Annotated in this window: 21 protein-coding genes and 1 pseudogene; 3 read left to right on the forward strand and 19 right to left on the reverse strand. The window is 31.9% G+C overall.

What is annotated here, in order from left to right:
* Positions 1-12 precede the first annotated feature (12 nt).
* Complete coding sequence (locus AB671_RS16635; RefSeq protein ID WP_066676601.1) at positions 13-522, forward strand: DUF4920 domain-containing protein; 510 nt, start codon at positions 13-15, stop codon at positions 520-522.
* Between the two features lie 92 nt (positions 523-614).
* On the opposite strand, the gene AB671_RS16640 is transcribed toward AB671_RS16635, so the two are convergent.
* Positions 615-1,724 carry a M14 family zinc carboxypeptidase gene (locus tag AB671_RS16640; RefSeq protein WP_066676599.1) on the reverse strand — a complete coding sequence of 370 codons (1,110 nt, stop codon included), beginning with the start codon at positions 1,722-1,724 and terminating at the stop codon, positions 615-617.
* An 853-nt stretch (positions 1,725-2,577) separates the two neighbouring features.
* On the opposite strand from AB671_RS16640, the gene AB671_RS16645 reads away from it, so the two are divergent.
* Positions 2,578-3,105: a helix-turn-helix domain-containing protein gene (locus AB671_RS16645; RefSeq protein ID WP_066764834.1), complete on the forward strand. Its 528-nt coding sequence runs from the start codon at positions 2,578-2,580 to the stop codon at positions 3,103-3,105.
* A 653-nt stretch (positions 3,106-3,758) separates the two neighbouring features.
* Here AB671_RS16645 and AB671_RS16650 read toward each other — a convergent pair.
* The 6 genes and pseudogenes from AB671_RS16650 to AB671_RS16680 form a co-directional block, all read right to left on the reverse strand.
* Complete coding sequence (locus AB671_RS16650) at positions 3,759-3,941, reverse strand: hypothetical protein (protein ID WP_066764839.1); 183 nt, start codon at positions 3,939-3,941, stop codon at positions 3,759-3,761.
* A gap of 2,693 nt (positions 3,942-6,634) precedes the next feature.
* On the reverse strand, positions 6,635-7,654 hold the full coding sequence (locus AB671_RS16660) for a T9SS type A sorting domain-containing protein (protein WP_066676814.1): 1,020 nt from the start codon (positions 7,652-7,654) through the stop codon (positions 6,635-6,637).
* A gap of 189 nt (positions 7,655-7,843) precedes the next feature.
* The gene (locus AB671_RS16665; protein ID WP_066676816.1) at positions 7,844-9,010 is read right to left on the reverse strand and encodes a proline dehydrogenase family protein; all 1,167 of its coding nucleotides are present in this window, start codon (positions 9,008-9,010) and stop codon (positions 7,844-7,846) included.
* A gap of 63 nt (positions 9,011-9,073) precedes the next feature.
* Positions 9,074-10,003 carry a UbiA family prenyltransferase gene (locus tag AB671_RS16670; protein WP_066676819.1) on the reverse strand — a complete coding sequence of 310 codons (930 nt, stop codon included), beginning with the start codon at positions 10,001-10,003 and terminating at the stop codon, positions 9,074-9,076.
* A gap of 10 nt (positions 10,004-10,013) precedes the next feature.
* Positions 10,014-10,940 (reverse strand): mevalonate kinase, encoded by a 927-nt coding sequence (locus AB671_RS16675; RefSeq protein WP_066676823.1) that lies wholly within the window; start codon positions 10,938-10,940, stop codon positions 10,014-10,016.
* 74 nt (positions 10,941-11,014) lie between these two features.
* Positions 11,015-12,500: pseudogene (locus AB671_RS16680) on the reverse strand (MFS transporter).
* 84 nt (positions 12,501-12,584) lie between these two features.
* Here AB671_RS16680 and AB671_RS16685 point away from each other — a divergent pair.
* Entirely contained in the window at positions 12,585-12,755 is a 171-nt protein-coding gene (locus tag AB671_RS16685; RefSeq protein ID WP_157444232.1) for a hypothetical protein, read from the forward strand.
* 15 nt (positions 12,756-12,770) lie between these two features.
* Here the strand turns inward: AB671_RS16685 and AB671_RS16690 are convergent, their stop codons facing one another.
* From AB671_RS16690 to AB671_RS16745, 12 genes are all read right to left on the reverse strand, one after another.
* Positions 12,771-13,949, reverse strand: coding sequence for an acetyl-CoA C-acyltransferase (locus AB671_RS16690; RefSeq protein WP_066676827.1), 1,179 nt, complete (start codon positions 13,947-13,949; stop codon positions 12,771-12,773).
* A 24-nt stretch (positions 13,950-13,973) separates the two neighbouring features.
* Positions 13,974-14,360, reverse strand: a complete 387-nt coding sequence (locus tag AB671_RS16695) for a hypothetical protein (RefSeq protein ID WP_066676829.1) — start codon at positions 14,358-14,360, stop codon at positions 13,974-13,976.
* A gap of 171 nt (positions 14,361-14,531) precedes the next feature.
* Positions 14,532-15,617 carry a hypothetical protein gene (locus AB671_RS16700; RefSeq protein WP_066676880.1) on the reverse strand — a complete coding sequence of 362 codons (1,086 nt, stop codon included), beginning with the start codon at positions 15,615-15,617 and terminating at the stop codon, positions 14,532-14,534.
* Between the two features lie 76 nt (positions 15,618-15,693).
* Positions 15,694-16,377, reverse strand: coding sequence for a hypothetical protein (locus tag AB671_RS16705; RefSeq protein ID WP_066676830.1), 684 nt, complete (start codon positions 16,375-16,377; stop codon positions 15,694-15,696).
* Positions 16,343-16,897: an RNA polymerase sigma factor gene (locus tag AB671_RS16710; RefSeq protein WP_066676831.1), complete on the reverse strand. Its 555-nt coding sequence runs from the start codon at positions 16,895-16,897 to the stop codon at positions 16,343-16,345. The genes AB671_RS16705 and AB671_RS16710 overlap by 35 nt, the downstream gene beginning before the upstream one ends.
* Before the next feature lie 109 nt (positions 16,898-17,006).
* On the reverse strand, positions 17,007-18,389 hold the full coding sequence (locus AB671_RS16715) for a nucleoside permease (RefSeq protein WP_066676832.1): 1,383 nt from the start codon (positions 18,387-18,389) through the stop codon (positions 17,007-17,009).
* A 21-nt stretch (positions 18,390-18,410) separates the two neighbouring features.
* Positions 18,411-19,010 (reverse strand): bifunctional nuclease family protein, encoded by a 600-nt coding sequence (locus AB671_RS16720; RefSeq protein ID WP_066676833.1) that lies wholly within the window; start codon positions 19,008-19,010, stop codon positions 18,411-18,413.
* Positions 19,011-19,209: 199 nt separating this feature from the next.
* Positions 19,210-20,157, reverse strand: a complete 948-nt coding sequence (locus AB671_RS16725; protein WP_066676836.1) for an electron transfer flavoprotein subunit alpha/FixB family protein — start codon at positions 20,155-20,157, stop codon at positions 19,210-19,212.
* A 76-nt stretch (positions 20,158-20,233) separates the two neighbouring features.
* Positions 20,234-20,980: an electron transfer flavoprotein subunit beta/FixA family protein gene (locus tag AB671_RS16730; RefSeq protein ID WP_066676838.1), complete on the reverse strand. Its 747-nt coding sequence runs from the start codon at positions 20,978-20,980 to the stop codon at positions 20,234-20,236.
* A 280-nt stretch (positions 20,981-21,260) separates the two neighbouring features.
* Positions 21,261-21,968 carry an SDR family oxidoreductase gene (locus tag AB671_RS16735; protein ID WP_066676839.1) on the reverse strand — a complete coding sequence of 236 codons (708 nt, stop codon included), beginning with the start codon at positions 21,966-21,968 and terminating at the stop codon, positions 21,261-21,263.
* Positions 21,969-22,046: 78 nt separating this feature from the next.
* Positions 22,047-22,940, reverse strand: a complete 894-nt coding sequence (locus tag AB671_RS16740) for a T9SS-dependent choice-of-anchor J family protein (RefSeq protein ID WP_066676841.1) — start codon at positions 22,938-22,940, stop codon at positions 22,047-22,049.
* A 332-nt stretch (positions 22,941-23,272) separates the two neighbouring features.
* Complete coding sequence (locus AB671_RS16745) at positions 23,273-24,172, reverse strand: T9SS type A sorting domain-containing protein (protein WP_066676843.1); 900 nt, start codon at positions 24,170-24,172, stop codon at positions 23,273-23,275.
* Positions 24,173-24,200 lie beyond the last annotated feature (28 nt).

Below are 24,200 nucleotides of genomic sequence, written 5' to 3' on the forward strand. Positions count from 1 at the left end.
AAAATATTAATAATGAAATTTAAGGCAATATTAGTTTTAGCTGCAGTAAGTGTATCGACTTTGGCTTTTGCTCAGGAAAAGAAAAAAATGGGTCCGCCGGAAGGCAATGCAATCGTAGGAGACACTTATGGGTCTGCGGTAGCTTCTTCTGTTGAATCTAAAGCTATCTCTGTTGAAAAATTAGGCAAAAAGCTTAAGAAAGAAAATAAGAAAGTTGAAAACGTAGCGGTAAAAGGAAAAGTAACTGACGTTTGCGAGAAAAAAGGATGTTGGTTAACCATTCAAACTGAAGACAATTCTCAGTTTTTTGTAAAGATGAAAGATTATGCATTCTTCGTTCCAACAGCTTTGAAAGGAAAAACAGTTGTACTAGACGGAACTGCTGAAAGAAAAGTAACTTCTATCGACGAGCAGAAACATTATGCAGAAGATGCTAAAAAACCTCAGGCAGAAATTGACGCAATTACTCAACCTAAAGAGGAAATAAGATTTGTAGCCAACGGAATTAAAGTGGTTAATTAATCAGATTTAAAAATACTGTTTTGATATGCTTTGATTTTAATCAGCATGCAAGAACATAAAAATAAAACGCGGAACAAATTGTTCCGCGTTTTCTAGTCTTCTATTTTAAAATTTACTTCCCCATCAAGTTTAGGATATTTGGTATCGGAAATATATTTTTTTCCGGTACAGTCAACTTCCAGCCAACCTTTTCTTTTCTTTACATCTCCCGCCTCTATCACAAAAGGGATAAATGATATCTCATCTTTTCCTTCTTCATGAATTTCTCTATACTGAACTGCAATATCCAAAATACATTCATGGTTCGTATTTAATTTTACGTTTCTGTAAATAACATCATAATGCGTTTCTTGGTTTTCGGGAATCTCCTGATAAGCTTCCCAACCTGTAGTATCAGAATTGAGTTCACTAATTGATTTTAATGCATAATACAAAGCAAGTGTATAATATTTTCTTGTTTCTTTTCTTGAATAATCATCAGCAAAATGTCCGCCTTCAAAAAGAATGGTCGGCATTCCTGCTTTTATAAAATTATCTCCCGTAGAAGTGGGATAAAACTCATCAGAATATCTTCCAATTTGATTAGGAATTAATTCTTTCAAGTGGTTGTAAACATCCGCAATTACCGCCATGCATTTTTTACGGTTATCAGTAACAGTTCGCTCTATATTTTCTGAAGGCGCCAAAAAGGAAAGTGTTGCAGGATGAATTCCATCGGTGGTAAAAATTGTACGTTGCTCATGAAGATTCAGCGCATAGTCGAATTTCTTTGATGCAGCCAGATTCTTCAAGAATTTAATCTCTTTACTCGCTTCATTATGAAAGTCTCTGTTAAGGTCTATTTCCGAAGCATTCAGCCTAGTCCATTTTTCAGAACCATCAGGATTTAACATAAAAATAAAATCTAAACTGATCTTGCTGAACAACTCTTCTTTTAATTCGGGTGCTTTATCTAAACTCTTCAATAGGTCCAGCATTGCATGGGTCGCATTAGATTCGTTCCCGTGCATTTGTGACCAAGCAAGAATATTGATCTCACCAGTTCCTAAACCTAACTTATAAATTGGTTTATCTAAATAAGACCTTCCAATCTCTTGAATGTAATCTTTGAGATTAGTCTGTAAGTAAGAAAATAATTTTTCAGGAGAAATATATCGATTAGGGAAATCAGGGTGTGCAGTATAGAAATGTTTAAAGTTCATTAATAATAATTTACATTTTTCAAAAATAACAATTTTGGCTATAAAAATAAAATTTACACATGTAATATTGTCAAACAACACATATTGACATTTTGTCTGTTAGTTAAATTGTGGATTAACAATATTTCAAACACTACTGTTTAATATACTAGAAATCAATACTTTACAATATTTAAATAAAGTGATTAATAAATAATCCTTTAAGTGGTAATATTTCTATTTTTCCACAAATGAGAATAACTAATTTAAACAAATTATTTGTGGATAATTTTGAATTTTATCCATATATACAAATGTTAATTGTTGGTAACTTTGATTATAATCCCTCTTAATATGTGCAAAATACATCTCCAAATAACACTTTTGATTGAATATCTTAAAAAGGAACATTCATAACAAAGAATATTATTCATGAAAATTACCAAAAGTAGTTAGCAATACCAGATAACAATTATGCTTTCCTAATTTAAAGGTAGAAGCACATGCTAAAATCTCCCTTACAATCAAATTTAAACCCTCTTCTACTCCATTAGTCAATAAAGAAGGTCAGAAAGTTTATTAATGACAAGAAGAGAGAATTCACCCGTAGAATTTACTCTCAATTATTTTTCAAATTTACATTATCATCTTAGTTTTTCGTTTATTTTAAATGGAATCTTATCAGCAATAGATTGTGGAAACATTGTTTAATAATTTATTTTTCTAAATTTTACAATTGTATCAAAATACTGTAAAACAAACACTTACACCTGTTTACTTTTGTACATTTACTAATTTACTCCTATTTACATTTGTATTTGTCTTTTGTAAATTTATTATTTACATTTGTAAATACAATTTAATACCTTCTTGTATGAGTTTAAATGAGAGAATTTCAAAAGTTATAGAATATTCAGGGTTTACACCGTCTGAATTTGCAGATGAAGTGGATGTACAACGGTCGTCTATTTCTCACGTAACATCAGGAAGAAATAAACCTTCTCTAGAATTTATCATTAAAATAAAATCTCGTTTTCCTGAAATTTTATGGGATTGGTTAGTTACTGGAGACGGCGAAATGTTAAAATCTGAACTTCCCGATACAGAAGAATCCGTAATGGAAGGAAAGGTAATACCGACTTCCCTACCCGACTTATTTACCATGATAAATAACGATAAAGATTTTGGTGGCGAAGAATTTGAAGAACCAGCCATGATTGAGAACCCTCCAGAATCCGTTAAAACGCATCAAAGTAAAGCAAACGAAAAAATATTCGATTCTCAGCAATTAGAAAAACCAAACGAACAAATCATCAGTCAAGTCATTGAAAATCAACCAAGTAAAATAAAACGAATTATCTTATTTTACGAAAATGGAAAATTTGAAAGTTTTGAACCATAAGAAAGCCTAATTTAACAACTCAAGCTCATTGCAAAGATAAAATAGGAGTTAAAAAGTTTAGTGCATTGAAGTCTTACTCCTATACTGAAATTACACTTTTGTACCGTTTATTTGATGTAATTTCTTCATCCAAACCTTTCAGAATTCCAGTCATTCCACACGTTAAACTATTAGTCTCAACAAAAATTATTTGGGCTTTTTCAGGCCTATTTATATTAAAAACTTGAAGAGGAATCACAATAATTGAAGCTCAAATTTTAGGTTTCAAACACAAGAAAACAACTATTATTTTGGCAATTTACAACCCTAAAAATACATTTTTATTCTTTCAATATGGCCTAATTTGCTAGTCAAAAACTTTCAAAATTCTCAACATTTTACCGGCTAAATTATTAGTTTCAACAGAAATTATTTGAGCTTTTTAGGACTATTTATCTTGAAAATTTGAAGAGAAATCATAATAATTTAAGTTCAAATTTTAGTTTTCAAACACAAAAATACAACTGTGATTTTGGCAATTTTCAACCTTGAAAACTCATGTTCACTTCTTCAATTTAATGCAATTTACTCATCAAAAACTTTGAAAATTATCGTAATTCTTTCTGCCTAATTCATAATTTGAATAGAGGGAATTTCACCTTTTTAAGAGTTGTTTATCTTGGGAAATTGAAAGAATTCGGCAATAATTTAAGCTCTATTTTTATATTTTCATACAAAAAATCGACTGTTATTTTAGCAATTCTCAGGCCTGAAATTACATTTTCACGCCTTCGATTTGACGTATTTTGCTCATCTGAAACTTTCAAAATTTTCGAAATCCCCCCTGCTAAATCCATAATTTGAATAGAAATAATTGAACTTTTTTAGAACTATTCATCTTGAAATTTCGAGAAAAAATCACAATAATTTAAGCTCAAATTTTGGTTTTTAATCATAAAAAAACGACTATTATTTTAGTGATTTTCAACCCAGAAATGCATTTTTATTCTGTCTATTTAAAGTAATTTAGTCATCTAAAACTTTCAAAATCTTCTTGACTTTCTTTTATAAATCTAGAATTCAATAGAAAAAAAATTAAGCTTTTTTAGGGTTATTTATTTTAAAAACGTGAAGAGAAATCACAAAACTTAAACCTAATTTTAGTTTTCAAACACAAAAAAACTACTGTTATTTTAGCAATTCTCAACCATGAAACCACACTTTTGGCCCTTAGATTTGATGTAATTTACTCATCAAAAACTTTAAAAACTTCAGTAATTCTTCTTGCCAAATTCACAATTTGAATAGAAATAATTTGACCTTTCTAAGGTTTAATTACCTTAAAGTTTCGAGAAAAAAAGACATTAATTCAAACTCAAATTTTATTTTTTAACTATAAAAAACAACGGTTATTTTAGCAATTCTCAACCTTGAAAACACCTTTTTACTCCTTCGATTTAATGCAATTTATTCATCTAAAACTTTCAAAAATCACGTAATTATTACCCCTAAATTCATAATTTGAATAGAGATAATTCGACCTTTCTAAAGTTTAATTACCTTAAAATTTCGAGAAAAAATAAGATTGATTTAAGCTCAAATTCTAGTTTTCAAACACAAAAAATCAACAAATATTTTGGCAATTTTCAACCCAGAAAACACATTTTTGTTCCGTCGATTTGGTATAATTTATTCATCAGAAACTTTCAAAATTTCAGTAATTCTTTCTGCAAAATTCATAATTTGAATAGAGAAAAACTGAGTTTTTTAGGACTACTTAAATTAAAAATTTCAAGATAAATCACAAAAAATTAAGTTCTATTTTGGGCTTTAAGTACAAAAAAGCAATTGTTATTTTTGGCAATTTTCGACCCTGAAATTTCACTTTTGTTCCGTTGATTTAATATAATTTACTAACCTAAAATTACAGTAATTCTTCCTGTTAAAATCATAATTTTAGTAAAGAAAACTTGAGCTTTTCAGGATTATTTATCTAAAAAAAACGAGGAAATATCATAATAAATTAAGCTTGTTTTTAAGTTTTTAAGAATAAAAAACCACTATTATTTTGCTAATTTTAAACCTTAAAAATACATTTTTGCTCCTTCCATTTGATGTAATTTACTAATCTAAAAATTCACAATTTGAATAGAAATAACTTGACCTTTTTAAGGATTATTTATCGTAAAAATACGAGGAAATATTATAATAATTTAAGTTCGTTTTTGGGTTTTCAAGTACAAAAAGCAACAGTTATTTGGGCAATTTCAAACCTTAAAAACACATTTTTATTCCATCGATTTGATGTAATTCACTCATCAAAAACTTTGAAAATTTCAGTAATTCTTCCTACCAAATTCACAATTTGAACCGAGATAATTTGACCTTTTAAAGAATTTTTCATCTTAAAAATTTGTGAAACATCACATTGATTTAAGATAAAATTTTAGTTTTCAAACATAAAAAAGCAACTATTATTTGGGTAATTTTCAATCCTGAAAAAACATTTTTATTCCGTCGATTTGGTGTAATTTATTCATCAAAAACTTTGAAATTTTCAGTAATTATTCCTACCAAATTCATAATTTGAATAGAGATAATTTGACCTTTCTAAGGTTTAATTATCTTAAAAAACGAGGAAATATCATCATAAATCAAGCTCGTTTTTTAGTTTTCAAGTACAAAAAACCACTGTTATTTTGGCAATTCTAAGCCATGAAAATACATTTTTATTCCCTCGGTTTGGTGTAATTTGCTAATCAAAAATTTCCAACATTTCATCCGTTAAATTATTAGTTTCAGAAGGGGAAATTTGAACTTTTAAAGGCTTAATTATCTTAAAATTTCGAGAAAAATCATAATAATTTAAGCTCGTTTTTTAGTTTTCAAGTACAAAAAAGAAACTTTTATTTTGGTAATTCACGGCATTTTGTTTCTTTAATTTGATGCAATTTGCTCATCTAAAATCTTCAAAACTTTCGGAATTCTTCCTGCTAAATTCACAATTTAAATAGAGATAATTTGACATTTTTAAGGCTTACTTACCTTCAAAACTTGAAGAGAAATCATAATTATTAAGTTCGTTTTTTAGTATCTCAAACACAAAAAAAACTTTTATTTTGCCAATTCTAAACCCTGAAAAAACATTTTTATTCCGTTCATTTGATACAATTTGCCCATCAAAAATTTTCAAAATCTGAGTAATTTTTCACATAAAATTCATAATTTCAATAGAGAAAATTTGAACTTTTTTAGGATTATTTATTTAAAAAAATGAGCATGAATTTCACAATAATTCATGTTCATTTTTTAGGTTTCAAACAAAAAAAACAACTGCTATTTAGGTAATTTAAAACTACTAGAAAGGCTTTTACTTTCCTTTTTTGAACAAAAAAAAGAGTTTGTTTCACGACGAAATTAAATGGGTTGAGAATCTTTTATATTAAAACCATTCTCCGATACAAGGTCGAAAAAAATCATAAAAAAAGTCCGTTTTCACTAGTTATGAAACGGACTCTTTAGTTTTAATTATTTATTAGACCTATAAAAATTACAGTTTTATAAGTTTTGTAATTTTTGGGCTTTCATTATTTAAAATTTTAAGAACATAGTTTCCTTTTGGAAGATCTGATACATTATATTCTTCCGAGCCTTTTAAAACTTTTACAACTCTTCCTGTTGCATCCATCACCTCAACAGAATCTATTTGAAGCTTTCCTGGATTATTAATTTTAAAAGTATTCTTTACGGGATTAGGATAAACCTGTATTCTATTGTCATATTGCACCACCTCTTTTGTACCTAAAGTTGCAGAAGTGTAAGTGATAACAAATGGCATGTCTATAGGTACATCTGGTGCTGTAGTAGGGTTTCCTGTATCTACAGGTGATGACCATACTCCTCCTACTGCATCTAGTTGCTTAGCATTAAAAGTAGGCAATCCCCTACTGTCTAGAATAGCAACAGTTGGAAGGAAACTTGCATTAGCAAGAACTACATTTTGCAACTGATATTTTATCCAATAAGTACCAGCGCCTAAAGTAACGGGCGTATTTGCTGTTACTTTCCATACTTTTCTACTTGTTGCAGGTGCTGTAGTAGTAACAGGAATAATACTACTTCCTATTCTGTATATATTTGAATCTACACTAGAACTAAATCTATTGGTAGTATCATCTCCAAATACACTAACAGCTCCAGCAACAGATGGGTCTGAGCTATAGATATTTACCCTAACTGTATTGAATGGGGAAGTTGTTCCTGTATAATTTGTCTGATAAGCAAAAAAATCAATACTGCTTATCTGCCACTGAGAACCTACAGGTATTGTAAAATCATCTGCAAGAAAAAAGCTTGCTGTTGCAGAGCTATATGTACCTCCTAATCCTAAACTTGTATTAGATTCTGTAGTATTTCCAGCATTATTCTGAAGTTCAGACCACGTGTATCCGGTAGGTGCAGCACCACCGCTTTTAGATGTAGCTCCTGTGCTTAGTCCTCCATTACTAAGGGTTTGTGCGATTGAAAAATTTGCTAAAAGAATAGTAGCAAAAAGTAATTTTTTGTTCATAATTATTAATTTTTATTGGTAACCTAAATATAGTTAAAACCTATTTAACTGGCAATAAGTACGTTACAAAAAAAACAATAGATTATTAATAAAATCAATAATGTTTTAACAAAAACAAATCAAAAAAACTAACAACAACAAAAAAAACTTCGCATTCAACGAAGTTTTTTTAATATAGGATGAAAAAAGTTATTTCTTTCTTCTATCAAGTTCTTTTTTAATTAAACCCAATTCTCTTCCGGTTTGTCCAGCTACTGAAGTATTTTCTCTTGCTCTTCTTGTAAGATAAGGAACTACGTCTTTTACAGGTCCGTAAGGAAGATATTTTGCGGCATTATATCCTTTATCAGACAAATAAAATGTAATGTTATCACTCATTCCGTAAAGTTGCCCAAAATAGATGTGAGGATTATTATTTTCCAGTCCTTTAGCCTTCATTTTATCCATCACCAATTCAGATGAGATTTCGTTGTGAGTTCCGAAGAACGCAGAAACTTTATCTAAATGATTCATCACAAAATCAATTCCTGAATTGTAATTTTTGTCGGATGCATCTTTGCTTGGCTGAATAGGGTCTGCATACCCTTTTTCTGCAGCTCTCGCTCTTTCTTTTTCCATATACGCGCCACGAACGATCTTATAACCAATAAAATAATTTTTTTCTCTTGCTCTCTGAAGATTCTGTTCCATATATTCAAGACGGCCGGTTCTGTACATTTGAATGGTGTTCCAGACAATCGGTTTTTCCTGATTATATTTTTCCATCATCTCTTCACAAAGCTGGTCTGCTGCGTCCTGCATCCAGGTTTCTTCAGCGTCAACCATCACTTTTTTATCGTGCTCATGACAAAGTTTACATACCTCGTCAAATCTTTTTACCACTCTTTGCCATTCTTCTTTTTGGCTTGAAGTCAGTTCTGCATTTTTTCCAACAGCTTCATAGAGATCAATTCTCCCGAATGCGGTAGGTTTAAAAACAATAAAAGGAATTGCAGGATTTCCTACAGAAAATTTAATGATGTCTTTAATTTCCTGACACACTGCATCAAAGGTTTCTTCATCTTCTTTCCCTTCAATCGAATAATCAAAAATACTTCCAACCCCTCTTTTGAAAAGCTGTTTTACCGCTTTCATACTCTCTTCACGAGTTTCTCCACCTACAAATTGCTCAAACAAAGTGTTCTTCACAATTCCGTTAACGAATGGGAAATTATTATGGACGGTAAAATTCAGGACAGAAGTTCCAAGGCTTGTTAAAGCAGGCTGTTCAATCATTTTAAACATCCAATAGGCTTTTCTTAATTGTGCATCCGTTTTATCAGCAAATGCAACTTTGGTATCGTTGAAAATGGGCATTCCTTTTTGTTAATTTAATTTTGCAAATGTAAGAATAACCTGAGCTTTTTTAAAGCTTTTTTTCTACAATTTACCTTCAATTCCATTCAGTAGCATTGCAAGAATACCAATGAAAACCCAGAAGCGTAAAATATTGAGCGTAAGAAACTTAGTTTTTCTTGAAGAATTTAAAAGCAAATAAACACAGATAACCATGACAAACAAACCACCGGTAAAATAATAAGACATAAAACCTGAAATTCCTGTTTTGAGAATAAGTTTCATCGAAACTGCCATTGTTACAATCAACAATGAGATAAGAATGGTCTTGGTATTTTTACTTTTAAAATAATTTGGAATTGTGGTGTAACCAAAAGCTTTATCAACACTTTTCGTTAGTGTATCTTTCACAATATCAATACATAAAAGAATCAAAAACAAAAAAATAGCCATTAAAAAAACCTTCTTTGAAAAAGTCTGATAATAAACCATCATCCCGAAAAACGGATATAATGTTAAACTGACGAAAGTAAGGTTATTCAGAATTAGAATACGGCTCAGTTTATGGCTATAAAACCACATAAAGAACTGATAAACAACAAAGAAAATTAAAACCCTATACGAAATAAAACTTGCTACACCGAGCGAAATTACCGTTAAAGCCAAATATACATACAGAAAATATTTCTGCTGAATAAAGCTCTGAATTCTTGTACGAAACGGTTTTACAATATAGTCTTTTTCGATATCGTAAAATTGATTGATGATTCCACCGGCAAGAATACTTAAAACAGTACAGAAAATAATCCCGTGAACTTTAAAATCAAATACAAATTTTCTGAAAGATTCTTCCTGATTAAAAAGAAAAAAAGTAGAAACGTAAAGCGCAAAAGTAAGCAAAATAGCCACAAAAAAACGTGCACCTAAAAGAAAGCCCACGAATTGTGATAATCTGTAAAACAAAGATTTTTGGATATAATTTTTCTGTTGGAAACTTTCTTTTTCAGAACTCATCCCCAACTTTTTAGAATCTGTAAATCACTTCTTTCTGGAAACCGTCAAGCATTTTTTCTGCTTTTTCGTAATCTTTAGTAAAGCCTAAAATATAGCCACCTCCGCCACTTCCACAAAGTTTTAGGTAATAAGCATTAGAATCTAATCCTTTTTTCCAAATGTTAAAAATACTCTCAGGAATCATCGGACGGAAATGTTCGTAAGCCCAGTAAGAAAGCTTTTTAAGGTTTCTAAAAAATGGGTTCATATCTTCTTTAAGAAAAGCTTCGATACAAGCATTATTGTAACGAATAAACTCTTCTTTTAATGTTTTACGAAAACCTTCAGTCTTCATTTTTTCAAAGAAAATTTGAATCATAGGACCTGTTTCGCCCGTAATTCCTGAATCAATCAAAAAAATAGCTCCTTTTCCTTCTTCACCTTTCGGGATTGCTACTTTATCTAAATTTTCTTTATTTTGGATAAGAATTGGAAGATTCATATAACAAATCAAAGGATCCATTCCTGAACTTTTACCATGGAAATAGCTTTCCATTTCACCAAAAATAGCTTTTATGTTTTTTAAATCGTCCTTAGAAATTGTTTCTGGATTATGTTTTGTGAAGCAATATTTTTCGAAAATAGCGGCAACTAAAGCTCCTGAACTTCCTACGCCATATCCTTGAGGGATATTTGAATCGAAGAAAAGTCCTTTTGAAATATCTTCTTTAAAACGGTTTACGTCTAATCTAAATTGCTCAGGAAGGTTTAAATTTTCAAGATAATCAGCATATTTTTGCAAATGCTGATTCGATTTTTTTTCAAATTCTGAATCCGAATCTGAAAACTTTAACGTGCCTTTATAAAAACTGTAAGGAACTACAAGACCTTGTGAGTCTTCTATCATTCCATACTCTCCGAAGAGAATTATTTTGGCGTAAAATAAAGGGTTCGTCATTGTGTGTTAAAAATCTTTATGCAAAGTTACTATTATTCTGCTGAATATTAACAAATTTTAAGCCATTGTGTAACTTATATCTTAGTTTTTAAGAATCTGATAAGAATTGCTCCCGCTGCAAAAAATGCAGACATCGAAATAAATGCATATTGCATATTGCATATTGTGAAACTTTTGAATAAACACACTGAAGATAAGCATTCCGGTAATAATTGCAATTTTTTCAAGTACATCATAGAAACTGAAATACGTTGTATTTTCCATAGAATTTTCAGGTAAAAGTTTTGAATAAGTAGACCTAGACATTGCCTGAAGACCTCCCATTACCAAACCAATTAAACCAGCCAAACCATAAAACTGAAGCTGAACATTTGGATTTTCTTTGTTTAAAGAATACGCAGATAAACAACAAGCAATCCAGATAATCACAGCAATGGTGATTACATTTTTATTTCCAATTTTTTTAGATAATCTTGAAAATAAAAACGCTCCAAAAATTGCAATAATCTGAATAACTAAAATCGTAATAATCAATTTATATTTATCGGCTTCTTTAGGAAAAATTACTGTACTTCCGAAAGGAACTGCCATTAAAAAGATGGTCTGCATCCCTACACTGTAAAAGAAGAAACTTGACAGGAAAAATTTCAAAGCTTTGTCTGAAAAAAGCTTGTTCCCTACACTGTATAGTTCTCTGAAACTCTCTTTCGCAATATCTTTATAAAAACTGATATTATCTTTTAAAACTTCAAAAAAACCTCCTTGTTCCTGGTGTTTTTTAAAGATATTTTTATAGTTTAAGAGCACTAAATCTTTAGGAAGTTTCTCTTTCACATCTCCAAACTGCGGTAAATGTTTGAATGTATATTGTGAAAAACCAAACCACCAAGCTCCCGTTAATAAAAAGCTGATTCTGATATAAATTTTAGCCTGATCCGGTCCTTTTGCAACCACCTGAATTAAAACCAAACAGATAATCAATAAAACTACAGAACCAATATATCCATAAATATATCCTTTAGCAGACAATGCATCTTGTTTATCAGGAGTAGCAATATCTGGTAAAAACGAGTTATAAAACACTAAACTTCCCCAAAACCCGACACTCGCAGTAATACTAAAAAGCAATCCTAAAAAGATGTTTTCCATACCTGTAAACATCGCTAATCCCATACAAGATGTAGCTCCTAGGTAACAGAAAAACTGAAGAAATGATTTTTTATTACCAATCGTATCTGCCAAAGAAGATAAGAATGGAGACAATAACACCACTAAAAAGAATGAAATCGCATACGAAAAACTTAATACCGCTTCCGGCTCATAAGCATCCCCGAAGATCTTAATCATGTTTCGCACAGGAATTTCCTGAACTTCTCCTGCCTCCGGAACAAACTCCTTTTTATTGTAAGCAGTCGTAAGAATTGTATAGTAAATCGGGAATATCGCAGAAGTAATCACCAAAGAATACACAGAGTTTGCCCAGTCGTAGACTGCCCAAGCTTTCATGATTTTTGGATTATTTTTTATATTTTGAGTAGGTTGAATTTCAGTTTCAGACATTTTCAAATGAGTTAGTTGCACAAAAATAGAAAAACCGCTGAACATTCGGCAGTTTTTATTTTTTTTAGTCTAAATTTTATTGATTTGTTAAAATTAGACGTAGTTGAAAAATATATAAACATTGATAAAGGTGTCGCTTCTACGTTGCTTTCAATGTTTTCTCTTAATTTTAGTTACAAAGGTTTGGCTCCTGCGGCGCAAGTTTTATTAAACATAAAAAAACCAAAAACACGAATGCTTTTGGTTTCAATATAACAATAAAACTAAATTTTACATGTTTTCGATAACGATTGCCGAAGCACCACCACCACCATTACAGATAGCTGCAGCACCATATTTAGCGTTATTTTGCTTTAAAACATTGATTAAAGTAACGATAATTCTTGAACCAGAACTTCCAAGCGGATGTCCCAAAGCTACTGCTCCACCGTTTACGTTTACTTTAGCAGCATCTAATCCTAAAATCTTATTGTTTGCCAAACCAACTACAGAGAAAGCCTCGTTAAATTCGAAGAAATCGATATCTGAAACTTCTAAACCTGCTTTTTTAAGAGCGATTGGTAAAGCTTTTGCAGGAGCTGTTGTAAAGTTTTCAGGCTCGTGAGCTGCATCAGCGTAAGAAACTATTTTAGCCAAAGGAGTTAATCCTAATTCTTCCATTTTCTCTTTAGAAACAAGAATTAAAGCAGAAGCACCGTCATTTAAAGTAGATGCATTAGCCGCAGTAACCGTTCCTTCTTCTTTTTTGAAAACCGTAGGAAGTGTAGGTAGTCTATCGAAATTTACCGCTTTATATTCTTCATCTTCTGCGAAAATGATAGGATCACCTTTTCTCTGTGGAATTGAAACAGGAACCACTTCTTCAGCGAATTTTCCTTCGCTCCAAGCTTTTGCAGATCTTGTGTAAGATTGTATTGCAAATTGATCCTGATCTTCTCTTGTAATGCTATAATCTGTGGCACATTTTTCTGCACAAACTCCCATGTGAACTTTGTTGTAAACATCTGTAAGACCGTCTAAAATCATTCCGTCCTGCATTTTTACATCACCTAATTTTGTAGCATTTCTTGCATTATAGTAATGAGGAACCATCGACATGTTCTCCATACCTCCCGCAATAATTACATCTGCATCACCTGCTTTAATCGCCTGTGCAGCCATTGAAACAGCTTTCATTCCTGAAGCACAAACTTTATTGATCGTTGTAGACGGAGTTTCGTTTGATAACCCTGCTCCTAAAGCAACCTGTCTTGCCGGAGCCTGACCTTCACCTGCCTGAAGAACATTCCCCATATAGATCTCCTGAACGTTTTTAGGATCAAGATTAATTTTATCTAATGCTCCTTTTACCGCAGCAGCGCCTAATTTTGTAGCTGGAACTGTTGCTAAACTGCCCATAAAACTTCCGATTGGAGTTCTTACTGCGGAAACGATGAATACTTCTTTCATATTTTTTTTCTTTTATACTATAGTTTAATTTTCTCTTTTAGATTTCACGAAAAGCATAATTAATACTCCTAAAAACTCTGCAAACCACCCATATTGTAGTTTTACCGTTCCGGCTAAAGCTTTCGTCCAAGATTTGAATGGTAAAAAGCTGAAGTAGCTTGAAGCCTGATATTTTATTGCAAATAAGCTAAATACAAATAAAATAAGTAAAAATACAGCAAAAGTATTGACAAGTTTTGCGCGGTTATTTACAATCCCGAAAAGTGCACATGCACAGAATATCCAGCAGAAAATCGCCAAATAATGATCGAGTTGCCAGTAATTCCAGTTTCCTATAATAGGAACATGAACAAGTGGTAAAAAGCTGCCCACCACGACCAAAAGTAATCCTAAAAGCTGTAAATTTTTCATTACTTTATTTTACAATTTTAAATGAATCTTAGAATGCCAAAATACAAAAAAAAACATACTTTTTGTAAGTATGTTTTAAAATCATTTATTTAAGAATGATAATACTATTTAGATAAAATTATTGCGTAAAATTTATCAATTATTTAATACTAATTTAATTTTGATAGATATTTAAAAATTAACACTCAACAATTCCAATCCAATCTGAAGACCATATTTGCTTGTAATCAATGCATCATTATTAAAAGTTGGAGTAAAATCTTTCTGAATGAATAATGCAACTCCTCCATATCCAATTCCAATTCTCGCCCCAGCAATGACGTTATTTACACCAACCATTACCCTCTCTTTCTCCACTATTTTTTTTGTGTAATCTGTAGAATATTTGTTATAGATTGTACTTCCCGTTTTTATACCACCATAAAATCCACCAGTCACATAAAACTGTGTTTTTCTGCTATCAATATATTTCACCCCTTCATAATCTATATATTTTGGATTCAAAACCCATCTTAACTCTAAAGGAATCGTAATGTATGAATTGTAAATCAACGTTTTTTTCAAATGACCTTTGGCAAAATCCTGCAGAAATAAATTTTTTCCATCCTGAGCAAATACTTTATTGTTCTCTGGAGTAAAATAATCGACGCGCAATCCCAAACCCGTACGATAAAAAACTGGACTTGTAAACTTCCCTAATTGATTTTCATATCTTAAATAGGTATAGACCGACAAATTATTACTGGTACGCTTCACATCAGAATTTTTATTATAAAAACCAAATGGCTTATCCCCAGAAGTAAGTGATGGAGATACAAAACTTGCGGTAAGTTTTATAGAATGCAAATAATCTTTCGGTAATTTTACTCGTTTATTATTAAAAATACCCAATAATCCACTTTGGGGGTCGATTGTGAGACTGTAGCGTTTATCAGGATTTAAGACGATGTTTCTCACCATTTCTTTAGTAGAATTTTCCAAATTGCCTTTTTCATTTTCAATCTTTTCATTAAGAATGTTTTGATATCTTTCAGCTATTTCAGTTTTCTGTTTTTGTATTTCTTCTGTTGAGGATTTTCCTTTAAAGTTTTTATCAAGTTTATCTAACTCAATATTCATTTTTACTTTTTCTGAAAGAATGATGCTATCGATTTTTTTGGTATAGGTATTCATTTCAGAATGGATGTTCTTATCATTCTGACCAAACGCCAATGTAGAGATTAGAAGTGTGGAAAATAATGTAATTTTTGTTTTCATATGATGATTATTTTTAGACATAATTGTACTGCCATTTACTTGTAAACAGGTACTTATACAGACATTTTAATTTTGATTATTTCGAAACGATAGAATCAGCAAAAACATGAACTCCAAACACTTGTAAAGAACTCGGACGTTTAAATTTTAATTTTGAAGCATCAAGTACACCAAACTGGCGGTGATTTTTTATTTCAACTCTCGTTTTATCTAATTCTCTACCTAAAAGTAAATCTTCAGCATTAATGTAAGAAGCTTTTTTTCTTTCGGCAATTACGGGTTTCATAACAGGTGTTTCAAATTTCTCAGCTAAAACAGATGGAACTTCGATTACTTTATTTTCTTTTTCAGTTACTGCTAAAGTTTCAGGAAGCCTTGATTCTACAGTTAATTTCTCTGAACCAAAAATCTTTTGATTATTTTTTATAATAATTTCGGAAGAAACCAAATTTTCTACATTCTCAGTTGGAATAATAGATTCAACAGTTTTCTTTGCCTTTGGTCTATTATACGGAGTTTCTTGGGATACAATTGTTTCTTTGGAACCAGAAAACTGATTAGAATTGTAATAAAACAAAGTTCCAAATGATAGTAAAAGAACAATTACTGCGGCATATTTCCACCATTGAAACGAGGGCTTTTGCACCGTTTCAGAATCATTATCTAACCCAAGTTCAATTTGTTCCCAAAGATTCTTAGAAGGCTTTATTTCGAGGTTTTCGTAGTCAGTTTTTAACTGTTTCCGTATGTTTTTGTCCATTTTCTTTTGCTTTTAAATAATCAGCAATCCATTTTTTGGCTTTGCTGAGCTGACTTTTACTTGTTCCTTCAGAAATATTCAGAATTTCAGCGATTTCCTGATGCTTTTTATCTTCAAAAACGTAGAGATTAAAAATCAATCGATAACCCGTCGGTATTTTAGAAAAAATTTCTTCAATATTGATTTTATTTAGATTCTCCTCCAATTCTTCTTCAGGATAATCATCTGCAATTTCAATATCTGCGTATAGAATATTTTTGTTTTTCCTGACAAAACTTATAGAATCGTTGACGACAATTTTCCTCAGCCAAAACGGAAAGCTTTTCCAGTCATTACAATCATTGATCTTATTGAAACATTTCAGAAAAGCATTCAATAAAATATCTTCTGCATCATGAATATTATTCGTGTAAGAATTCGCAACCGCCAACATTTTAGCTGAAAACAAATCGTAAAGCTCTTTCTGGGCTCTCCGATCTTGTTTTTTTGCAAGTTTAAAATTCTCTTCTAAATGCTTCATTTACTAGTTTCTATCTATAAGACGGTGCAATTTGAAAATGGTTGCCTAAAAATAAAAAAAATTGCACTTTTTTTCAAAAGTGCAATTTTATATTTAAATATTAGTTCAATTAATGATTAATATTGGCAACCGCTTTAGGATCATGTTTATGTTTAAATAAAATCCAGAAAAATATAGCCAAAACGAATGAATAAGCAGCAAAAGAAAGCCAGATATTCTGCCAATCTTTCATCATTACTGCTGTTGATAAAGTTCCATCAGCATTAACTGCCGCATGAAAACTATTTTTAAGAATATCTAAAAACGTCTGATTATCTGGTGTTGTCTGAAGATAAGTAGACAATTCTGTAACGGTAGTAAATTTATGAGTAAAGAATTTATCTATTGCCCAACCTGCAGCATAACTTCCAAAAAGAGCTCCAAAACCGTTGGTCATCATCATAAACAAACCTTGCGCCGAAGAACGAATCTTTTTATCTGTAGTGGTCTCAACAAAAAGAGAACCTGAAATATTAAAGAAATCGAACGCCATTCCGTAGACAATACATGACATGATAATCAAACCTAAACCATATCCCTCTGGAACTCCATAAGCAAAGAATCCGAATCTTAGAACCCAGGCAAACATTGAAAAAAGCATTACTCGCTTGATACCGAATCTCTTCAAGAAAAACGGAATTGCCAAAATAAACAACGTCTCTGAAACCTGAGAAATCGACATAATTATGGTTGACCTCTGTACTACAAAAGAATCAGCATACTTCGGAAAGTGTGAAAACTCACTCAAAAATACATCTCCATAAGCGTTTGTCAACTGTAAAGCTGCTCCTAAAAGCATTGAGAATAAGAAAAACAATGCTGTTTTATAGTTTTTGAAAAGCTTAAAAGCATTCAATCCAAGTTGTTCTGATAGAGGTGCATCTTTGTCGATAAGCTTCTGAGGCGGGCATTTTGGTAATGTTAAAGCATAAATTCCAAGAATAATTGCCGCAACTCCTCCAATATAAAACTGGCCTTCTGTTGCTTTATTTCCTGTAAGATTAGTCACCCACATTGCCACAATAAAACCAATTGTGCCCCAAACACGAATCGGTGGAAAATCTTTTACAACATCTAAATTGCTGTTCTTTAAAACTGTATAAGAAATAGAGTTTGCTAAAGCAATTGTAGGCATATAGAAACACATTGCTACCAACATTACTGAAAAGAATGAGTTGGGATCTGTACTATGTGGTAAAATAAAAAGGGTGATTCCGTAAAGAATCTGTAAGGCAGAAAAAATCTTTTCGGCATTTATCCATCGGTCAGCAATAATTCCAGTGATCGTCGGCATGAAAATCGAAGCGATTCCCATGGTTCCGAAAACAGCTCCAAACTGCGTTCCGTCCCACTGTTTTGTACCGAACCAAAAATTTGCCATCGTAATAAGCCAAGCTCCCCAAACAAAAAACTGTAGAAAGCTCAGGATGGTCAATCGTAATTTTAAATTCATTTTTTAATTGTAAATATCTCTTTAATCTATTTTCTTTTTTCGCCTTTTGATTTCCTCCTGAATTTCAAGAGCGGTATCAAAATCTTCTTCTTTTACGGCTTCATCCAACAATTTCTGCAATTCTTCCATTGAAGCAGAGGTCAAGCCGTCTTCGACTTCAATAGTCTCAGAAAAAGTTTCATCTTCTTTAGCTACTTCTTCTAGTTCTAATAAAATTCCGGCTTCGTTTAAAACCTGTTGTGTGGTGTAAATTGGAGCATCAAATCTTACTGCCATTGCAACGGCATCTGAAGTTCTTGCATCCAAAATAAGGTCTTCGTCGGTTTCAGAATTTTTAAAATTGATATTTGAAAAGAAAACGCCGTCTACAATCTGATAAATGATTACAGAAACCAATTTATAATGGGTAGAAATAATAAACTTTGTAAATAAATCGTGTGTAAGCGGACGCGGTGGATGAATGTCTTTTTCCAGACCTAAAGAAATGGATTGCGCTTCAAAATTGCCAATAACCACGGGCAATTTAATGTTTGTTTCTTCATGTTCCAATAGTAATGCGTAAGCCCCAGACTGGGTCTGGCTGTACGATATTCCGCGTATGACTAGCTGTTTATAATCCATGACTACAAATATAAATTAATTTTTTATTGTAGGTTTTACTTTTTAGACAAAAATAAAAGCCCGGAAGCCGAGCTTTTATTGTAATTATTTGAATTGTAATGAGTGAATAGTGAATTTTATTTTATAAGTCAATATTGCTGTGCAAGTGAATTTTTAAAATTGACAAGCAAAGCGAATTGACCATTCACTATTAACTTTTCTATCCTTTAAGTGCTTTAATTTTCTCAGTTAATGCAGGAATAATCTGGAAAGCATCTCCTACAACACCATAATCAGCTGATTTGAAGAACGGAGCTTCAGCATCACTGTTGATTACAACAATTGTTTTAGAAGAGTTTACTCCAGCCAAGTGCTGAATCGCTCCAGAAATACCAATTGCAATATAAAGATTAGGTGCAATTGCTTTACCTGTTTGACCAACGTGCTCTGTATGAGGTCTCCATCCGATGTCTGAAACCGGCTTTGAACATGCTGTTGCAGCACCTAAAACATTTGCTAAATCTTCTACCATTCCCCAGTTTTCAGGACCTTTCAATCCTCTACCTGCAGAAACTACTACTTCAGCTTCTTTAAGGTCTAGTTTTCCTGAACTTTGCTCGTGAGAGATTACTTTAGTATCTTCATTAGCAACAGAAAGATTTTTCACCTCTTCAGAACCAGAAACTGCATTTTCTTTAACACCGAAAGCGTTTTGAGAAACCGTTAAGATAACTCCTGCACCTTCAGCTTTTGCATGCATGAAACCTTTTCCTGAGAACGCTTTTCTTTTCACCTGAAACGGAGATTGGCTTTCCGGAGCTTCCAATACATTGGTAATTAAAGAATAATTCTTCATTACAGCCAACATTGGCGCTACAGAAGAAGCATCTGTTGTGTGAGGAAAAACAAGGATATTTCCGTCTACAACTTCACTTACCGCTTGTGCATAAGCTTTTGCTGAGAAATTTTTAAGACCTTCGTCTTTGATATTGATTACGTTTGTTGCTCCATATTTATACAATAAATCTGAAGAATCTGTTGGGTTTATAGAGATAGCCGTAACGGTATCACCCGCCTGGTCTGCCACTGCTTTAGCATAAGAAACTGCTTCAAAAGCTGCTTTCTTGTAAACACCGTTTATATTTTCTGCGTATACGAATACTGCCATGATTTTAAAATTTTTAAATTAAAGGTTTAGGTTTAGGCTAAGATTAAAAACCTCAAACTCAGCCTCAATCTTAATATTAGATTACTTTAGCTTCCTCGTGAAGAAGTCTTACCAACTCATCTAAATTGTCTGGAGAAACGATTTTAACAGCTGCTCTTGCCGGAACAGAGTCGTAAGAAACTCCCTGAACCTTTACTTCAGAAGAAGTAGGCTCTACAACCTGCAAAGGTTTTGTTCTTGCAGACATAATTCCTCTCATGTTTGGAATAATCAAATCTTTTTCGTCAACCAATCCTTTTTGACCAGCGATTACAGCAGGTAATTTCACAGAAATAGTTTCTTTGCCACCTTCAATTTCTCTTACTGCAGTTGCTTCAGCTCCGTTCACATCTAAACCAACAGAAGCGTTTACGAAAGGCTGATTCAACAACTGAGCAACCATTCCCGGAACAGAACCACCGTTGTAATCAATCGATTCTTTACCACAAAGAATTAAATCATATCCTCCATTCTGAGCTACAGAAGCAATTTCTTTCGCTGTAGAATAACTGTCTTTCGGGTCAAGATTTACTCTTACTCCGTCATTTGCACCAATTGCCAAAGCTTTTCTTATTACTGGCTCAGTTGTAGCATCTCCTACGTTTAAAACCGTAACTGTTGCTCCTTGAGATTCTTGTAATTTGATTGCTTTTGTTAATGCGAATTCGTCTAACGGATTGATTACCCACTGAATTCCGTTTTTGTCGAATGCAGATTTGTCTGCTGTAAAATTAATCTTTGAAGTAGTATCCGGAACACTACTGATGCAAACTAATATTTTCATATGTAGATTTTATTGTTTTTAATTGCCATATGTTATCGCCTATTTTTATTGCTAAGAACGCTTGCAAATCATGGCGATTTCATATGTTGTTTTAATTATTTTCATGTGACATATGCAGCCTTACAGCTCCATATCTAGTCTATTTGTTTTCTTTTTAGCCTCTTTAAATTGGAAAATTTTTGGAAGCTATTTTTGTTTGTTAAGTTTTGTAAATATAAATAAAAAATATATTATGCATGCATAATACTTATTTAATTATTATTCAGCGCATTATAAGTTTCTAAGACTTTGGTTTTGTTGCTCTAAACTCAATCTTGCTAGGTAAAACTCTTGGATTCATTCTTAAAATATCCAATATTAAATTTCCCATATCATCCGGCTGAATTTTCCAGGCATCTTTTTCTGAAGGAATATTTCCATTAAAATTTGTCGCAACCGAGCCCGGCATGATTACGCTAGATTTAATATTATACTTCCTTAAATCGATCATTGCAGCCTGAGTAAAGCCTACTACACCAAATTTAGAAGCGTTGTAACCCGTTCCGTTTTCAAAGAAATTAGCTCCCGCCAAACTTGAAATCGTAATATAATATCCTTCAGTTTTCTTTAATTCTTCAACTGAAGCTTTTAAAGTATGGAAAACTCCGGTTAAGTTGGTATCAATCATCTCATTCCATTCTTCAGAACTTAGCTCATCAACCGGTTTGAAAATTCCCAATCCTGCATTTGCAATTACAAAATCTAATCTTCCGAACTTTTCTATAGTGTTTTTAACTGCATTAAATTCACTATCTAAATTTTTAACATCAGAAACCAATCCCAGAACATTTTGAGAATATTGTTTTAATTCATTCTCTATTTTCTTGACATCTTCCTTTTTTCTTCCCGAAAATGCAACTGAAACACCATTTTCAAGCAATATTTTAGCAATTCCATATCCTACACCTTTTGTTCCTCCTGTAATATAAGCTACTTTATTTTCTATCATTGATTAAATTTTAAAACCCTAAAATAACAAAAACGCCCCAAATGGAGCGTTTTTAATATACTGAGATTGGTCAGTAATTTATTTTTTGATGAATTTTTCAGTAGAAATACCATCTTTCGTTTCAACATTGATTAGGTAAGTTCCTGCAGGAAGACTTCTCACATCAACTTTGTTATCATCTAGTTTTGCATTTACTTTTTTACCTGTAATATCAAATACTTCCACCTTATTTATTTTAGAATCCGATTTTACTGATATAAAATCTACTGTAGGGTTTGGATAAATTGCTACTAATGATTTCGAAGCCTTAGAAATATCACTTGTTCCCAATACCGTACCTGTAGTTGTAACTTTAAAATCATCTACAAATAATGCAAATTGATCATCAGAAACGCATTGAATAGCAATACGTACTGATTGCCCCGCATAAGCATCCAGATTAAAAGTGTATTGAGCCCATTCATTTGCCGACGGAGTAACAATTGTCGTAGGATTAATTTGAGTAAAGCTTGTTGTTGTAGTATTAGTTGTAGATACCAATATATTAAATTTCTCTAAACCATATAGTGCATTCAGAGGTTTTGCCCAAAAACTAACATTATTACCTGTACTGCCTAAAGTCATTTGTGGACTTATCAACCAATCATTATTCAAGAAAGGAACCACACTTACATTAAAGCAAGCCATTGACTTATTTCCTGTTCTTGCTTGAGTTTGTGTGGAAGTTGTCGCAGGAACAATACCTGCTCTATTAAAGACTATGAATGATTTTGGAGTTGCTTGATTTGGAAATGTTGACCCATTAAGTACATATGAATTTTTTAAATCCAAATCTGTTAATGTCCACCCTCCTACTGTTCCTGTAGTATATGCAAAATCTGCATATGTTTCAAAACTATCTTCAAAAATTGTAGTCTGTGCATTCAATGATCCGAGCGCCATAAGGGCATTTAATAGTAAAATTTTCTTCATAATATTTTCATTCTAAGTTATTGCTAAAGTTAAATAAAAATTATCAACATACCAAGAAAAACAAACATTAAATAAATAAATCACAACTAAAAACTCTTAAAAAGCTACTATTTAACAAACAAATTAACTTTAAACAAATTCAAATAATCCTATACAATGTTCTTCTTTATTGGTATTATTTTCTAGAATTGTCTTTTGAAAATTCCTTTTCAAAAAATACGATATTCTCTCATCAGTAAGAGTTATTTACCTTTATTAGATTTTTTTTAATTCTAAAACAACAAAAACGCCCCAATTGGAGCGTTTTTAATATACTGAGATTGATCAGTAATTTATTTTTTGATGAATTTCTCTGTAGAAATACCATCTTTAGTTTCAACATTGATTAGATAAGTTCCTGCGGGAAGACTTCTCACATCAACTTTGTTACCATCTAGTTTCACATTTGCTTTTTTACCTGTAATATCTACAACAGAAACTGAATTGATTTTAGAGTCTGTTTTGATGTTTAGAACATCCGTAGTCGGATTAGGCGATATTCGTAACTTATTAGAATTGAAGACTTCTTCTGTTGTCCCTAAGGTAGTCGTTCCAACAATTGAGAATGCTAAACTATTAAAAGTTGGGTCTGCAGTTAAGGTGGAAACGTTAGTCCAATTTGTTGCATTAGCGCCAAATGCATTTCCCGGATCAATAAGTTTTGCAGGATTTCCTGATGCTGTTGTTGCAGTAAACCAATTAAATCTTGTTGTAGCAGTATATGCTGTAAGATTGGTTTTAGGTGCAAAAGCCAACCAATAAGTAACTCCCGGTTGCAATGTAACAGCTGTAGGAATTGCTGAAGCAACATTAATATTAAAAGTATATGTACTGGTGTCAGTTTTCACTAAATTATAGGCAGGTGATGTACTACTTATATCAATTTTAGCAACTGGTACATAACTGGTAACTGTTGGATTACTAGCAGGAACTCCACTAGCATCAGTATAAATATAAAGAATTAGTCCTGTGGAAATCCCTGTTTCAAGTGTTCCAGCATTTTGAAAACCAGTAACACTAATGCTTGATACTGTTGTAGCTTGCGAAACGGTAAAATCATCAGCGCATAAAACAAAACTCCCTGATGAAAGCACATTTGATACAATACCATTAGTACCTGTTGGTGTTTGAGTAAATTGACCATTTATTAATAATCCTAATAATAATGATCCTAAATAATAAATTTTCTTCATAATATATTAATTTTCGTTATGCGCTAAA

It is taken from the genome of Chryseobacterium sp. BGARF1 (assembly GCF_001677955.1).
Classification (GTDB): domain Bacteria; phylum Bacteroidota; class Bacteroidia; order Flavobacteriales; family Weeksellaceae; genus Chryseobacterium.

Coding starts and splice junctions, on each gene's coding strand:
- AB671_RS16695 (WP_066676829.1), bottom strand. CDS start 14,360: ATGAAAAATTTACAGCTTTTAGGATTACTTTTGGTCGTGGTGGGCAGC.
- AB671_RS16710 (WP_066676831.1), bottom strand. CDS start 16,897: ATGAAGCATTTAGAAGAGAATTTTAAACTTGCAAAAAAACAAGATCGG.
- AB671_RS16635 (WP_066676601.1), top strand. CDS start 13: ATGAAATTTAAGGCAATATTAGTTTTAGCTGCAGTAAGTGTATCGACT.
- AB671_RS16705 (WP_066676830.1), bottom strand. CDS start 16,377: ATGGACAAAAACATACGGAAACAGTTAAAAACTGACTACGAAAACCTC.
- AB671_RS16675 (WP_066676823.1), bottom strand. CDS start 10,940: ATGACGAACCCTTTATTTTACGCCAAAATAATTCTCTTCGGAGAGTAT.
- AB671_RS16690 (WP_066676827.1), bottom strand. CDS start 13,949: ATGAAAGAAGTATTCATCGTTTCCGCAGTAAGAACTCCAATCGGAAGT.
- AB671_RS16715 (WP_066676832.1), bottom strand. CDS start 18,389: ATGAATTTAAAATTACGATTGACCATCCTGAGCTTTCTACAGTTTTTT.
- AB671_RS16660 (WP_066676814.1), bottom strand. CDS start 7,654: ATGAACAAAAAATTACTTTTTGCTACTATTCTTTTAGCAAATTTTTCA.
- AB671_RS16745 (WP_066676843.1), bottom strand. CDS start 24,172: ATGAAGAAAATTTATTATTTAGGATCATTATTATTAGGATTATTAATA.
- AB671_RS16735 (WP_066676839.1), bottom strand. CDS start 21,968: ATGATAGAAAATAAAGTAGCTTATATTACAGGAGGAACAAAAGGTGTA.
- AB671_RS16730 (WP_066676838.1), bottom strand. CDS start 20,980: ATGAAAATATTAGTTTGCATCAGTAGTGTTCCGGATACTACTTCAAAG.
- AB671_RS16700 (WP_066676880.1), bottom strand. CDS start 15,617: ATGAAAACAAAAATTACATTATTTTCCACACTTCTAATCTCTACATTG.
- AB671_RS16640 (WP_066676599.1), bottom strand. CDS start 1,724: ATGAACTTTAAACATTTCTATACTGCACACCCTGATTTCCCTAATCGA.
- AB671_RS16670 (WP_066676819.1), bottom strand. CDS start 10,003: ATGAGTTCTGAAAAAGAAAGTTTCCAACAGAAAAATTATATCCAAAAA.
- AB671_RS16650 (WP_066764839.1), bottom strand. CDS start 3,941: ATGGATTTAGCAGGGGGGATTTCGAAAATTTTGAAAGTTTCAGATGAG.
- AB671_RS16645 (WP_066764834.1), top strand. CDS start 2,578: ATGAGTTTAAATGAGAGAATTTCAAAAGTTATAGAATATTCAGGGTTT.
- AB671_RS16740 (WP_066676841.1), bottom strand. CDS start 22,940: ATGAAGAAAATTTTACTATTAAATGCCCTTATGGCGCTCGGATCATTG.
- AB671_RS16725 (WP_066676836.1), bottom strand. CDS start 20,157: ATGGCAGTATTCGTATACGCAGAAAATATAAACGGTGTTTACAAGAAA.
- AB671_RS16665 (WP_066676816.1), bottom strand. CDS start 9,010: ATGCCCATTTTCAACGATACCAAAGTTGCATTTGCTGATAAAACGGAT.
- AB671_RS16720 (WP_066676833.1), bottom strand. CDS start 19,010: ATGGATTATAAACAGCTAGTCATACGCGGAATATCGTACAGCCAGACC.